The sequence below is a fragment of the Pseudomonas sp. DC1.2 genome (assembly GCF_034351645.1).
GTDB lineage: Bacteria > Pseudomonadota > Gammaproteobacteria > Pseudomonadales > Pseudomonadaceae > Aquipseudomonas.
The window spans coordinates 3,289,057-3,302,670 of record NZ_CP133782.1; the positions used below are offsets into that span (position 1 = coordinate 3,289,057).

Here is a 13,614-nt window from a genome sequence, read left to right on the forward strand (position 1 = left end):
GCGGCGTCTGACAAACATTCAGGCGACCGCTGATTTCACGCGTGGAAACCGACAGTGATAGTCAGGTTCGGCAGCGAGCCGCCGAACCCTTTGATACAGGAGTGCATCCATGCTGGTCTTACGCCCAGTCGAGTTATCCGACCTGCCCCAGTTACAGCAACTGGCGCACGACAGTCTAGTGGGTGTGACATCCCTGCCGGACGACACCGAACGCCTGCGGGGGAAGATTCTCGACTCCTGCGCCTCGTTCGACAAAGACGCTAAGGGCGGTGGCCCGGAGAACTATTTCTTTGTCCTCGAAGACCTCGCCCGCCAAAAGCTGGCAGGGTGCTCGGAAATCCTCGCCACCGCAGGTTTCAGCGAACCTTTCTACAGCCTGCGCAACCGGCACTTCACCAGCGCCTCACGGGAACTGAACATCGAGCACGGCGTGCCAGCGCTTTCGTTGTGCCATGACCTCAGTGGCCATACGCTGCTGCGAGGGTTTCATATTGACGCTGCCTTGGTGCGAACGCCGTTTTCCGAATTGCTGTCACGCGCACGACTGTTGTTTATCGCCGCCCATCCAGGGCGTTTTGCTGAAGCCGTGATTACCGAAATCGTCGGCTACAGTGATGAACAGGGCCAATCGCCGTTCTGGAACGCGCTGGGCAAACACTTTTTCGACCTACCCTACGCCGAGGCCGAGCGCCTGTGCGGCCTGGAGAGCCGGAGCTTTCTCGCCGAACTGATGCCGCAATACCCCATCTACGTGCCGATGCTGGCGCAAGCGGCCCAAGACTGCATTGGGCGAATCCATCCGGATGGCCAAGAAGCCTTCGATATCCTGGCGCGCGAAGGTTTCGAAACCAATAGCTACATCGACCTGTTCGACGGCGGCCCGACCCTGTATGCCCGAACGGCCCAGGTTCGCTCCATCGCCCAAAGCCAGACCCTGACGGCGCAGCCGGTGGCGTCCGTCCACGACGCGCGAGGCAGCTATCTGGTGAGCAATGAAGCGCTAAAGGATTATCGGGCCATCGTCGCAGAACTGGAGGTCAACGCCGGACAACCGGTGGCCCTGAGCGCACAGATGTGCGCCGAGCTGAACGTGACGAATGGCAGCCCGATCAGGCTGATCGCCCTATGAGCCCCCTCAGGCACTGGGCCCAACGACAGCGCCCGAGCAGGCGCGCAGAAGGAGCTGCATCATGATTGTTCGTCCGGTTCACGTCACCGACCTGTCCGCCTTGCTGGCGCTGGTGCAGCAGGCCGGCCCCGGCTTTACCACCCTGCCGGCCAGCGAGGAGCATTTGGTACACCGTGTGCGCTGGGCCCAACGCACTTTCGCCGAGCAGGTTGAGCGAGCCGACGCCGACTACCTGTTCGTACTTGAAGACGACGATCAACGCGTGGTGGGTGTCAGCGCCCTGGCGGGAGCCGTCGGCCTGCGCGAGCCCTGGTACAACTACCGGGTGGGGCTCACGGTCAGTTCGGCGCCAGGCCTGGGTATCCAGCGGCAGATCCCGACCTTGTTCCTGAACAACGAAATGACCGGGCAATCAGAACTGTGCTCGCTGTTCCTGCGGCCCGATCAACGCAAGGGCAGCAATGGGCGACTGCTGTCGCTCGGGCGCTTGCTGTTCGTCGCCGAGTTCCCGCACTTGTTCGGCGACAAGCTCATCGCCGAACTGCGTGGTCACGCCGACGAACAAGGCTGTTCACCGTTCTGGGACAGCTTGGGCCGACATTTTTTCAAGATGGATTTCAGCCATGCCGATCACTTGTCAGGGCTGGGCAACAAATCGTTCATTGCCGAACTGATGCCACGGCAACCGCTCTATACCTGCCTGTTGACCGAACAGGCCCAGGCCGCCATAGGCAAGGCTCACCCGAACACGGAACCGGCGCTGAAGATCCTCAACGCCGAGGGTTTTGCCCATAAGAACTACATCGACATCTTCGACGGCGGCCCGGTGATCGAAGCCCAGGTTTCGAAAATCCGCACGGTGCGCGACAGCCAACCGCTGATGCTGGGCATCGGCACGCCCGATGAACATGCCCCGACCTGGATGATCCACAACCGGCGCCTGGAAAACTGCCGCATCACTACCGCCAAGGGCCGAAGGGTAGGCAACAGTTTGATCGTTGATCGTCTCACTGCCAAACGCCTGCAACTGCAACCGGGCAACTCCGTGCGCGCGGTGCTGCTGCCTTATCAAGAGCAGCATGCCGTAGCGGCATGATCCAGCTCTAAACTGTCCGATACGCTTGTGACGGGGGAGCGTGCTCCCGCCGAGCGGCGAAGCGGCCGCAAAACCAAGCAGTGCATTCTTCAGACTACCGAGCCTTATCGATTGGCGAAGGCTGCACATCAAGCTCGCGCGCGAAAAAGATCGGCGTCGTGCGCACCGCCTGCAAATTCGTCATCCTCCTTGCCCCGCCCGCGTGATAGCCTTTTGTTCCTTCGGCGTTGACACTTTTGCTCAAGCCTTTCCATTCCAATTGCAGTGGTGGAACTCATATGTCCAGGCTTTCCCATCAAGATTTGCGCCGTAACTTTCGCCAATTGCTCGCGTCAGACACCTGCTATCACACCGCGTCGGTCTTCGACCCCATGTCGGCACGCATTGCCGCGGACCTGGGTTTTGAAGTGGGGATCCTCGGCGGTTCGGTCGCTTCGCTGCAAGTGCTGGGCGCTCCTGACTTTGCCTTGATCACCCTCAGCGAGTTCGCAGAACAGGCCACGCGCATTGGCCGTGTGGCGCAACTGCCGGTGATCGCCGACGCCGACCACGGCTATGGCAACGCACTCAACGTCATGCGCACCATCGTCGAACTTGAGCGCGCTGGCGTGGCCGCCCTAACCATCGAAGACACCTTGCTGCCGGCTCAGTTCGGCCGCAAATCCACCGACTTGATCGGCGTTGCCGAAGGGGTCGGCAAGATTCGTGCGGCGCTGGAAGCCCGTGTTGATAAGGAAATGGCAATCATTGCCCGCACCAACGCGGGGATCGTGCCGATTCAGGAAATCATCAGCCGTACTCGGCAGTATCAAGCCGCCGGGGCGGATGGGATCTGTATGGTGGGCGTGCAGGATTTCGACCAGCTCGAACAAATCGCTGAACACTTGAGCGTGCCACTGATGCTGGTGACCTACGGCAACCCGGCGCTACGCGATGATAAACGCCTGGCAGAGTTGGGCGTGCGGGTCACCATCGACGGCCATGGTGCTTACTTTGCGGCGATCAAGGCCACCTACGACAGCTTGCGTGAGCAGCGGCAGATCTTTACACAGGCCTCGGATTTGAGCGCTACCGAGCTGACGCATACCTACACACAACCGGAGGATTACATTCTCTGGGCGAAAGAGTTTATGAGCGTTAAAGAGTGACGCTGATGCGTTTTCCGTCCCGCAAACTGTAAGCAGCGATGCCGAAATGCAGCAACGGGGCATGTTGTAGGAAAAGTCTTGGAAAGCCGTGCGCTACCCAATGATCGTGCCCACTCGCGTGGGAACGATCAATCACGGTGCGGCTTACTGCTTGGCCAACTCCATGATCATCCGCGATAGCAGATAAATCCGTGGCGCCACGCTCTCCACTTCTGCGTATTCCTGCGGCGTATGAATATTGCCGCCGACAATCCCGAACCCATCCAGAGTCGGCGTCCCAACGCTCGCCGACAAACTCGCGTCCGCCGCACCACCGCTGCCCTCCTCGGTCAGCGTGCGGCCAATTTCGCCGTAAATCCCCTGAGCCATGGCCATCAACCGGTCCGATTCCGCCGTCTGCGGCATCGGCGGCAAGCCGCGCTGAAGGGTGGTGGTGACCACGGTGTCCGCTATCAATTGGTTTTTTGATACCCGCGCCAAATCCTGTTCGATTCGGTCAAACTCCTCAGGCACCGCGGCCCGCACGTCGGCCTTGGCGCTGGCTTGATCAGGGATCACGTTGGTGCGGTCGCCAGCCTGGAGGACCGTGAAGTTAATGGTGGTTTTCTTCGCTTCGTCGCCCAGTTTTCCCAGTTGCAAAATCTGGTGTGCGACTTCCATCGCCGCATTGCGCCCCAGTTCCGGGGCTACGCCGGCATGGGCGGCCTTGCCTTTGACTTCGACCACCGCCGTGGCGCTGCCTTTGCGCCACACCACCAGACCATCCGCCGGGCGACCCGGTTCAAGGTTGAGGGTCACGTCGTGGGCCTTGGCGGTTTTCTTGATCAGGTCGGTGGCGACGTCTGAACCGGTTTCTTCGCTGGCGTCGAGCAAGAAGGTGATTTGCGCATAGTCCTTGAAGTCGAGATTTTTCAGGACTTTGAGTGCGTAGATGCCGGCAACAATGCCGCCCTTGTCATCCATCACGCCCGGACCATACGCACGGCCCTCCTTGATGTGGAACGGGCGCTCGGCAGCGGAGCCTTCCTTGAACACCGTGTCCATGTGCGCCATTAGCAATATTTTTGCCTTGCCGGTGCCTTTGAGCGTGGCGATTACATGAGTGCTTTTGTCCGGGGTATTGGGCACGAGTTCGACGCTGGCGCCGAGTTTTTTCAGTTCGTCGATGGCGATGTCGCGCACCTGCGTCAGGCCCGGTTCATAGCCGGACCCGGAGTCAATGTTCACTAGACGTTCGAGCAGCTTAAGGGCGTCAGCCTTGTACTGTTCGGCATCGGCGAGCACTTGTTTGTGGGGTTCGGCGAAGGCTGTGCAAGTGCCCAGGGCGAAGGTCAGCGCGAGGCTGGTCGCCAGAGCGGTACGTTTGAGCGTCATGAAGCGGTCCTTGTTTCGTGTCGGGGGACTCAAACCCTACCTGACTGCGCTGCAAGGCTCTATACCCGATGCGACACCTGTTTAACTGTCTGAGCGTCATGGCAACTGCGTTGGCAGGGCCTGCTCTGGATCAAGGTCCAGCGAGCGCTCAGACCGAGTCGAGCAACGGGTGATACGGTTTGTCGTCGACGCGACAAATAACGCGGTTACGGCCGGTGGCTTTGGCCTGATAGAGCGCCTGATCAGCGTCGTCGAGCCATACGGTCGCGTCGGTATGCGCCGGAGTGAACGCGGCAAGACCGATGCTCAGGCTTACTTTCAGCGTCGGGTTTTGTTCGTAGCCCAGTTTGGAGAAGCGGTCGCGCAACGCGTCCATCAGCGCAGCGGCGCTGGTCAGCGGCAAGTCCGGCAGGATCACACAGAATTCATCGCCGCCGTAGCGTCCGGCAACGTCGGTGGCGCGCAGGTTTTGCTTGAGCATTTTGCTCAGTTGGCGCAGGACGATGTCCCCGGCAACGTGACCGTAAGTGTCATTGATCGATTTGAAATGATCGATGTCGATCAATGCAATCGCCCCGCCATGATTCTGTCGCTGACAGCGCTGAAATTCGATCTCTAACTGATCTTTCCAGGCGCCGTGGTTCAACAAGCCGGTGAGGCTGTCGGTACGGCTCAGGGCCAGCAGCTCTCGCTTGTGCCGACCCAGGGTGTGGGCCTGACGAAAGCAAATCCAGCCCAACGCCAACGGGTACAGGGTTAACAACGGTAAACAGGCATACAGTTGCAACGGACTGGTTTGTGGGATGAACAGGGGGCTGAAGACCAGAAGCCCTGCGCCGATACCGAGGATCTGCGCCACGGTGCCGGCCAGCAGAAAACGTAAGCCACCAATGGCCACGTTGTTCATTGCCATCATCGAAATCGTGGTCGCGCTGGGCAGTGGATTGAACTGCATGGCCGCGACCCAGAAGCCGCCCAGAAAAGCGTCCATCAGCAGATTGCGGTGTTCGGCGTGATAAGGGATTTTCGCGCGGCGCGCCCATTGGTAGGCCACGTGCGGCCACACCACACCGTTGAGTAGCATCAACCACCAGACCCACGGCGCCGGGTTTAGCGGGTACATCGCCGCAATCACGCACAACAGCCCCAAGGTCAAACCCAGGGTTCGCGATGTATAGAGCCTCCTTGCCAGTGAAATCCCTTTCCCTCCCGTTTTTTCCATAAGAGGCCTCTACCGCTTAACGGAATCTGATCACACCGGGGTGCGGGCGTGCTGGAAGTCTATCAGGGCAACGTTAAATAGCCATCACCGGCGAGCAGCCTGAATACCCTGCTATCGCCATCAGACGAGTGCTGAATGTTTGGCTATACATGAAGGGAGGGTTTGATAAACCACCGTAAACAGAGGAGAGGCATGCAGACTTATCACGTATTGATCATCGGCAGCGGTTTTGGCGGTCAGTGTGCGGCGGTCAATTTACTCAAGGCTGGCATCAGCGACTTTCGCCTGCTTGAACGGCGAGATTTTTTCGGTGGTACCTGGTGCCAGAACACTTACCCCGGCGCGGCGGTCGATGTGCCCTCGCCGCTCTATTCGCTTTCTTTTGCGCCCTACCGCTGGACGCAGATGTTCGCCGAACAGGCAGAGCTGCAACGCTACACCGAGCATGTGGTGGAGCAATTTGGCCTGCGGGATAAGGTTGAGCTGCACACCAATGTCGAGCGTATCGAATGGGACGACACCCATAAACGTTGGGCCGTGCATACCGAGGCCCAAGGTACGTTTTACGCACAGTTTCTGATCAATGCCACGGGGCCGCTGAGCCAACCAGTCATCCCACACTTTGAAGGGCAGGAACGTTTTCAGGGCAAAACTTTTCATACAAACCACTGGGATCATTCCTACGACTACCGCAACAAAAGGGTCGCCATCGTTGGCAGCGGCGCCAGTGCCGCGCAAGTCATCCCGGCGATTGCCCCGCACGTCGAACACTTGCACGTATTTCAACGCACGCCGCACTGGGTTTTGCCTCGGGCCGACCGTACTTTCGGCCGCTTCCAGCGCTGGCTTCTGGGGCTCAAACCAGCCTACACGCTGCTGCGCTGGATGATCTACTGGCAGTTCGAAACCCGGGTGATCGCTTTTAAATACTCGAAACCGGCGATCCGCATGGTGCAGCGTCACGCCCTGCGCTTTCTGAAGCGCCAGGTGCCCGATCCCGAGCTGCGACGCAAACTGACACCGGACTTCACCATCGGCTGCAAACGGGTGATTGTCTCAAGCACGCTGTATCCGGCACTCGGGCGCAATAACGTGACCCTGCACAGCCGCGAGCACGGCATCGCGGCCCTCGACGAAAGCGGTATCACGACCCAGGACGGCCAGCATATCGACCTCGACCTGATTGTCTGGTCAACCGGATACGACGCCACCGACGGGGTGATTTCCTATTCGGTGACCGGCAAGCATGGCACGCAACTGCGCAATGTCTGGGCCCAGTATCCACGTGCCTACTTGGGCACCAGCGTGCCGGCATTCCCCAACCTGTTTATCGTCACAGGCCCCAACACGGGCATTGGCCATACATCGGCGCTGTTCATCATCGAATCGCAGATGAACTACATCCTTGACTGTATTCGGACGGTAAAAGAGCAAGGTTTGCGCAGCATCGAGGTACGCCCCGAAGCGGAACGTACCTACACTGAGATGATTCACCGGGAGATGGAACGCACCGTGTGGAAATCCGGTGGCTGCCACAGTTGGTATCAAAGCCGCAGCGGTCATGTGATTGCCATGTTTCCAGGGTTCAGCTTCAGCTACCACCGTTTGACCCGGGCGCTGAAAACCGGCGACCACATTTTGTCCTGAACACGTAAAAGGAGAACGCCTGATGCTTGTTTTGGTTGTCGCAATCGCGGTTTTCGTGGCCTGGAGCTGGTTAAGCTACCCGACCATCGGCCAATGGTTGTATGACGTGAGCATGGCCACCGAAGCCAAGCTTTACCGACTGCACAAGATCGTCGTACCGATCAGCGAGATGACGGTCTCGACTTGGCAAGGCGGGCCTTATGAGGCGGCCAGCAGCGTGCTGATGCTCCACGGTTACAGTGCCGACAAGAACATTTGGCTGCGTTTTGCCCGGCACTTTGTCAGCGATTATCGCGTGATCATTCCCGACCTCGCCGGTCATGGCGAAACCGGCTTCAAGGCCGGCGGCGGCTATGACATCGCGCTACAGTCGAAGCGGATGATCCAGTTGCTCGACGTCTGCGGCGTCGAGAAGGTCCATGTGATCGGTAACTCGATGGGAGGCTACATTGCGGCGTGGCTGGCGGCCACTTACCCGGACCGCGTAGCGTCGGTAACGCTGATCGATCCGGCGGGTGTGACAGCCCCGGAGCTCAGCGACTTGGCGCAGCAATTGAACAAGGGACATAACCCTTTCCTGATTCATTCAAAGGAGGAGTTCCGACACTTCTACGCCATGACCATGGCCAACCCGCCGTGGGTGCCCGGCGTGGTCCTGGATGCCGTCGCGCAACGCTATGAGCAGCGGCGCGAGGCCCTGGCGGAAATTTTCACGGACTTTCACGCCAGCCCGCCGATGGAGCCGAAACTCGCCGACATCCGCTGCCCGGCGCTGTTGCTCTGGGGGCGAAAGGATCGTTTGATCGATGTCAGCAGCGTGTCGGTATGGAGCAAGGGCATCGCCGATTTGCGAGTGGAGATCTGGGACCACATTGGGCACATGCCGATGGTCGAGCAACCGGTCAGGGCGGCGCGGCTGTGTCAGGCGTTTCTGGGCAAGAAGCACTGATGAGTGCGCTGAAAGGTCTCACCAGTCCTTCACAGAATGAAGTCCGTCAGAAACTTCGTTTGTCGGCGCCGCTGAAGGCTGCGATCTTTTGCTTTATCCGTATTAGCGCCAGGAATTTTTTCATGAGCCAGCCCCGCTTCGTCAGCCCCGACCTGATCCGCCAGCGCTTCTCCAAAGCGATGTCCGACATGTACCGCGAAGAAGTGCCGCTTTACGGCGCGCTGCTGGAACTGGTGGAGCACACCAACCGGCATGTGTTGGAAAACGATCCGCAGATCGCCCGACAGCTCAACAGCACGGGAGAAATTCAGCGCCTGGACCTGGAACGCCACGGTGCGATCCGCGTCGGCAGCGCTGCGGAACTGGCGACCCTGGCAAGGTTGTTCGCGGTAATGGGTATGCAGCCGGTGGGGTATTACGACCTGACACCGGCCGGAGTGCCGGTACATTCCACAGCATTTCGCGCGGTGCATGAAGCGGCGTTGCAGGTCAGCCCGTTTCGGGTATTCACCTCGCTGCTGCGCCTGGAACTGATTGAAGACCCCAAGCTGCGCGACTTCGCCCAGTCAGTACTCGACCAGCGCTCGATCTTCACGCCGTGGGTGCTGACGCTCATAGAGCACGCCGAAACACTGGGTGGCCTCAATGAACAGGAAGCCGAGGACTTCGTCGAACAGGCCCTGGAAACGTTCCGCTGGCACCACAGCGCCACCGTCACCGCTGCGCAATACCAGCAACTCAGCGCCGAGCATCGGTTGATCGCCGACGTAGTCGCCTTCAAAGGCCCGCACATCAACCACCTGACACCGCGCACGCTGGACATCGACATCGTCCAGGCACAGATGCCGGCCCATGGGATCACCCCGAAAGCCGTGATCGAAGGCCCTCCTCGTCGCCAATGCCCCATCCTGCTGCGCCAAACCAGCTTCAAGGCGCTGGACGAGCCGATTGCCTTCACCGATCAAGCCCAGGCGCTGGGCAGCCACAGCGCCCGTTTCGGCGAAATCGAGCAGCGCGGCGCGGCGCTCACGCCCAAAGGCCGGGCGCTGTACGACCGATTACTGAATGCCGCACGCGACGAACTTAACGCGTTCCCCAATGAAACCAACGCGGCGCGTTACAACGAGTTGATGGCGCAACACTTCCGCGAATTCCCTGACAGCGTGGAAGGCATGCGCCAACAGGAGCTGGCGTACTTTCGCTACGTGGTCACGGCAGAAGGCCTGGCGGCGGAAGAACTGAACACGCCATCGCTGGAAGAGTTGCTGAGTGCTGGGTATGTGCGGGCGGAGCCGCTGGTGTACGAGGATTTTTTGCCGGTCAGTGCCGCGGGGATATTCCAGTCGAACCTGGGGGACGCAGCGCAAAGCCATTACGGCGAGCATTCGAACCAGCAAGCATTCGAAAAAGCGCTGGGACGGCCGACGATTGACGAGCTGGGGCTGTATGCCGATACGCAGCAACGCTCGATTCAAGCCTGCGGCGAGGCAATGGGATTACCCTTGATTCGCAGTAAACGCTGAAGCAGACGCAGGTGGCGAGCGTACTCGCTCGCCACCTGAACGTTTTCAGACCCTGTAGTTTTCAGACCCTGTAGTTTTCAGACCCTGTATTAGCTGTCCTGCGCTTAGCGCAGTGCGGCCAACAATGCCTCAGCTGTTGCTTCGGAAGAACCTGGATTCTGCCCTGTCAGCAGCAACCCGTCGGTGATTACATAGCTCGCCCAATCATCGGCCTTGGAGTAAATACCGCCATGGGCCTTGAGCATGTCTTCCACCAAAAACGGCACAACATCCGTCAACTGCACCGCGGCTTCCTCAGTGTTACTAAAACCGGTCACTCGTTTGCCTTTGACCAACGGCTCTCCGTCCGCACCTTTGACATGACGCAACACGCCCGGTGCGTGGCAGACGCTGGCGACCGGTTTACCCGACGTGTAAAACGCCTCGATCAAAGCGATCGAATGCGTGTCTTCGGCCAAGTCCCAAAGTGGACCGTGACCGCCTGGGTAAAAAACCGCATCGAAATCTTCAGCTTTTACGCTGTCCAGCACGACCGTAGAGGCCAGTGCGGACTGGGCCGCCGAGTCTTTGCGAAAACGCTCGGTGGCAGCGGTTTGCGCGTCTGGCTCGTCGCTTTTCGGGTCCAGGGGTGGCTGGCCACCCTTAGGCGAGGCCAAGGTCAACTGCGAGCCAGCGTCCTTGAACGTGTAATACGGTGCGGCGAACTCTTCCAGCCAGAAGCCGGTTTTCTTGCCGGTGTCACCCAACTGATCGTGGGACGTTAGAACCATCAGGATTTTCATATCGTTCTCACTTGATTTCAGAAATGTTCAGACGCTCAACGGCGTGCGGGTACTGAGTCATGGACCACCCGACAGCGCGGTTCGTTTCACTCATCACCCAGCTGTTTCACCCGTGCTCTGATGCGGTGGGGTCGAATAATACGGAATCTTTTCAAATTTAGATATTGATATATCGCAATATCGTGATACTCCTATAAAGGCATTCATAGCGACCCTCCTCGGCTACTGGCTGACGGCGCACGACCGCACTCACGAATTCCGCTATACAGGACTTACCGATGACCGGCTCCACCCTCTTCACGCCCATCCGTCTAGGCCCGTTCACCCTGCAAAACCGCTTGGTTTTGCCGCCACTGACGCGTTCGCGCAGCACCCAGCCCGGCAACATCCCCAATGCGCTAATGGCCGAGTATTACCGCCAGCGCAGCACCGCAGGATTGCTCATAACCGAAGGTATCCAGATCGAACCGCGCGGCCAAGGTTACGCCTGGACGCCGGGCATTCACAGCCAGGAACAGATCGAAGGCTGGAAACAAGTGACCGCCGCCGTACACCTTGAGGGCAAGCCGATTTTTGCCCAGCTGTGGCATGTTGGTAGGGTTTCGCACACCTCGCTACAACCCCATGGCGCAGCACCCGTCGCGCCTTCGGCGATACCGGCAACCGCTGTGAGCGTGTTCATCGAGACAGGGCCGGGCACCGGGGCACTGGCTGAACCGTCAATGCCACAAGCGCTGAGTACCGAGCAGGTCAAAGAACTTGTCCAACTCTACGCCCAGGCGGCACGCAACGCCGTGGAAGCTGGTTTCGATGGGGTGGAGTTGCATTGTGCCAATGGCTATCTGGTCAACCAGTTCATCTCCGAACACAGCAACCAACGTACCGATGAGTATGGTGGCTCGCTGAGCAATCGCCTGCGCTTCTTACGCGAGATCACCGAAGCAGTCGTCGCCGTTGTGGGCAAAGACCGGGTTGGCGTGCGTTTTGCGCCGCTGTTCGCTAGCACCGACGAAGCGCGGGTTTACCTCGGTCTTGTGGAGGAGAACCCGCATGAAACCTACCTGCACGCCGTCAAATTGATGGAACAGATCGGCATTGCCTACGTATCGCTGGCCGAAGCCGATTGGGACAACGCCCCGCAATTGCCCGTCACCTTCCGTCAGGCCGTGCGTGAAGCCTTCAGCGGATTGCTGATGTATGCCGGTAAATACTCGTGCGAGCGCGCAGACAACGTGCTGAATGCCGATTGGGGTGACCTGATCGGTTTCGGGCGCTGGTTCATCGCCAACCCGGACCTGCCAGCTCGCCTGCAAAACCAGTGGCCGCTCAATGAACTGGATGCGTCCAGCCTGTATGGCGGAACCGCCGTTGGTTACAGCGATTACCCGCGCTACCAGCCGACGCTGTAAACTGCCCGGCAGATCCGGCCTATGACTAACAGCGCCGATCTGCCGGCCTTATGGTTCCGGCTTATTTCGACACCGCGAACAGGCCCTAAGGCTGTGCCATGACCCTTGATCTGAACGACATTATCAAAGCCCTTTCCAACCCGACACGCCTGCAAATCATGCTGTGGTTGAAAGATCCGCGTGTTCACTTCCCGACCCAGGAACGCGACCCGGAAGAAATCGGCGTGTGCGTCAGCATCATTCAGGACAAGGTCGGCCTGTCGCAGTCCACCGTGTCGCTGTACCTCAGCGCATTGCAACGAGCGAACCTGGTGACCTCGCAACGGATCGGGCCTTGGACCTACTACCGCCGTAACGACGCGATCATCACGCAGTTCGTCGAGCACATCGGCGCTCTTCTCTAGCAGTGGCTCATTGCCTTGATGCGCAACAAGTTGCGCACTGCTTCCTGCAAAAAAACTTTCATTTCCCGCTGAACGCCTGCCCTGCCAGGCTCTGCGGCCAAGTGCGCAAGAAGTTGCGCAGTAGTGCGCAACTTCTTGCGCACTTTTCTGGTAAATCACCGAACAGATTCGCCAACGGCAGTAAAAAATAATATTAACTATATGATTTATATAGTTTTTTAATTATATGGCACGGACCTTGATAACAGTCAGGCACCCACCGGGCGATACCGCCTCCCGGGCACCCTCACTTATTTAGCAAGGAGCACCTCCATGGCTACACCAGCGTACATGTCCGTCACCGGCGAAAAACAAGGCCTGATCACTGCCGGCGCGTTCACTGCTGACTCCGTTGGCAACACCTACCAGGAAGGTCATGAAGACCAAGTCATGGTTCAGGCGTTCGTCAGCAACATCATCATTCCGCGTGACCCACAATCCGGCCAGCCTACCGGTCAGCGTGTACACAAGCCTGTCATGATCACCAAGGTCTTCGACAAAGCTTCCCCACTGCTGCTGGCTGCTCTGACTTCGGGCGAGCGCATGACCACTATCGAAATCAAGTGGTATCGCACCTCGGCTCAAGGCACCCAAGAGCACTACTACACCACCAAACTTGAAGACGCTATCATCGTCGACATCAAGGATTACATGCACAACTGCCAGGACCCGGCGAACTCGCACTTCACCCACCTGGAAGACGTGTACTTCACCTACCGTAAAATCACCTGGACCCACGAAGTATCTGGTACTTCGGGTTCCGATGACTGGCGTTCCCCGGTCGCTGGCTAAGTCTGGCCGACCGTTTCAAGCATCGGCCAGCTCTGCTGGTCGATGTTGTTTGCGCCCTTCAAGAATTTTAGCGTCCGCAAGCCCCCTGCACGGGTGCCGC

12 protein-coding genes are annotated in these 13,614 nt (G+C 58.9%); 9 read left to right on the forward strand and 3 right to left on the reverse strand.

Annotation, left to right across the window (positions count from 1 at the left end; genetic code table 11):
- Positions 1-109 precede the first annotated feature (109 nt).
- The 3 genes from RHM68_RS14755 to RHM68_RS14765 all read left to right on the forward strand — a co-directional run bounded on the left by RHM68_RS14755 (position 110) and on the right by RHM68_RS14765 (position 3,373).
- Positions 110-1,129, forward strand: a complete 1,020-nt coding sequence (locus RHM68_RS14755; RefSeq protein WP_322215928.1) for an arginine N-succinyltransferase — start codon at positions 110-112, stop codon at positions 1,127-1,129.
- Between the two features lie 61 nt (positions 1,130-1,190).
- Positions 1,191-2,225, forward strand: coding sequence for an arginine N-succinyltransferase (gene astA, locus RHM68_RS14760; RefSeq protein WP_322215930.1), 1,035 nt, complete (start codon positions 1,191-1,193; stop codon positions 2,223-2,225).
- A gap of 278 nt (positions 2,226-2,503) precedes the next feature.
- The gene (locus RHM68_RS14765) at positions 2,504-3,373 is read left to right on the forward strand and encodes an oxaloacetate decarboxylase (RefSeq protein ID WP_322215932.1); all 870 of its coding nucleotides are present in this window, start codon (positions 2,504-2,506) and stop codon (positions 3,371-3,373) included.
- A gap of 144 nt (positions 3,374-3,517) precedes the next feature.
- Here the strand turns inward: RHM68_RS14765 and RHM68_RS14770 are convergent, their stop codons facing one another.
- Positions 3,518-4,747, reverse strand: a complete 1,230-nt coding sequence (locus tag RHM68_RS14770) for a M20/M25/M40 family metallo-hydrolase (RefSeq protein WP_322215934.1) — start codon at positions 4,745-4,747, stop codon at positions 3,518-3,520.
- Between the two features lie 148 nt (positions 4,748-4,895).
- Positions 4,896-5,969 (reverse strand): diguanylate cyclase, encoded by a 1,074-nt coding sequence (locus RHM68_RS14775; RefSeq protein WP_322215936.1) that lies wholly within the window; start codon positions 5,967-5,969, stop codon positions 4,896-4,898.
- A 192-nt stretch (positions 5,970-6,161) separates the two neighbouring features.
- Here RHM68_RS14775 and RHM68_RS14780 point away from each other — a divergent pair, with 192 nt between their 5' ends.
- The 3 genes from RHM68_RS14780 (at position 6,162) to RHM68_RS14790 (ending at position 10,088) form a co-directional block, all read left to right on the forward strand.
- Entirely contained in the window at positions 6,162-7,616 is a 1,455-nt protein-coding gene (locus RHM68_RS14780) for an NAD(P)/FAD-dependent oxidoreductase (RefSeq protein ID WP_322215938.1), read from the forward strand.
- 22 nt (positions 7,617-7,638) lie between these two features.
- On the forward strand, positions 7,639-8,565 hold the full coding sequence (locus RHM68_RS14785; protein WP_322215941.1) for an alpha/beta fold hydrolase: 927 nt from the start codon (positions 7,639-7,641) through the stop codon (positions 8,563-8,565).
- 122 nt (positions 8,566-8,687) lie between these two features.
- Positions 8,688-10,088, forward strand: coding sequence for a VOC family protein (locus RHM68_RS14790; RefSeq protein WP_322215942.1), 1,401 nt, complete (start codon positions 8,688-8,690; stop codon positions 10,086-10,088).
- Between the two features lie 104 nt (positions 10,089-10,192).
- Here RHM68_RS14790 and RHM68_RS14795 read toward each other — a convergent pair whose 3' ends face one another.
- A complete protein-coding gene (locus tag RHM68_RS14795; RefSeq protein WP_322215944.1) occupies positions 10,193-10,870 on the reverse strand; it encodes a type 1 glutamine amidotransferase domain-containing protein in 678 nt (225 codons plus the stop codon).
- Positions 10,871-11,148: 278 nt separating this feature from the next.
- Between RHM68_RS14795 and RHM68_RS14800 the strand changes: the two genes are divergently transcribed.
- From RHM68_RS14800 to RHM68_RS14810, 3 genes are all read left to right on the forward strand, one after another.
- Positions 11,149-12,279: an alkene reductase gene (locus RHM68_RS14800; RefSeq protein WP_322215946.1), complete on the forward strand. Its 1,131-nt coding sequence runs from the start codon at positions 11,149-11,151 to the stop codon at positions 12,277-12,279.
- A gap of 98 nt (positions 12,280-12,377) precedes the next feature.
- Positions 12,378-12,683 (forward strand): metalloregulator ArsR/SmtB family transcription factor, encoded by a 306-nt coding sequence (locus RHM68_RS14805; RefSeq protein WP_322215948.1) that lies wholly within the window; start codon positions 12,378-12,380, stop codon positions 12,681-12,683.
- A gap of 312 nt (positions 12,684-12,995) precedes the next feature.
- A complete protein-coding gene (locus tag RHM68_RS14810; protein ID WP_322215950.1) occupies positions 12,996-13,514 on the forward strand; it encodes an Hcp family type VI secretion system effector in 519 nt (172 codons plus the stop codon).
- Positions 13,515-13,614: the final 100 nt, after the last annotated feature.

Coding starts and splice junctions, on each gene's coding strand:
- RHM68_RS14755 (WP_322215928.1), top strand. CDS start 110: ATGCTGGTCTTACGCCCAGTCGAGTTATCCGACCTGCCCCAGTTACAG.
- astA (WP_322215930.1), top strand. CDS start 1,191: ATGATTGTTCGTCCGGTTCACGTCACCGACCTGTCCGCCTTGCTGGCG.
- RHM68_RS14765 (WP_322215932.1), top strand. CDS start 2,504: ATGTCCAGGCTTTCCCATCAAGATTTGCGCCGTAACTTTCGCCAATTG.
- RHM68_RS14770 (WP_322215934.1), bottom strand. CDS start 4,747: ATGACGCTCAAACGTACCGCTCTGGCGACCAGCCTCGCGCTGACCTTC.
- RHM68_RS14775 (WP_322215936.1), bottom strand. CDS start 5,969: ATGGAAAAAACGGGAGGGAAAGGGATTTCACTGGCAAGGAGGCTCTAT.
- RHM68_RS14780 (WP_322215938.1), top strand. CDS start 6,162: ATGCAGACTTATCACGTATTGATCATCGGCAGCGGTTTTGGCGGTCAG.
- RHM68_RS14785 (WP_322215941.1), top strand. CDS start 7,639: ATGCTTGTTTTGGTTGTCGCAATCGCGGTTTTCGTGGCCTGGAGCTGG.
- RHM68_RS14790 (WP_322215942.1), top strand. CDS start 8,688: ATGAGCCAGCCCCGCTTCGTCAGCCCCGACCTGATCCGCCAGCGCTTC.
- RHM68_RS14795 (WP_322215944.1), bottom strand. CDS start 10,870: ATGAAAATCCTGATGGTTCTAACGTCCCACGATCAGTTGGGTGACACC.
- RHM68_RS14800 (WP_322215946.1), top strand. CDS start 11,149: ATGACCGGCTCCACCCTCTTCACGCCCATCCGTCTAGGCCCGTTCACC.
- RHM68_RS14805 (WP_322215948.1), top strand. CDS start 12,378: ATGACCCTTGATCTGAACGACATTATCAAAGCCCTTTCCAACCCGACA.
- RHM68_RS14810 (WP_322215950.1), top strand. CDS start 12,996: ATGGCTACACCAGCGTACATGTCCGTCACCGGCGAAAAACAAGGCCTG.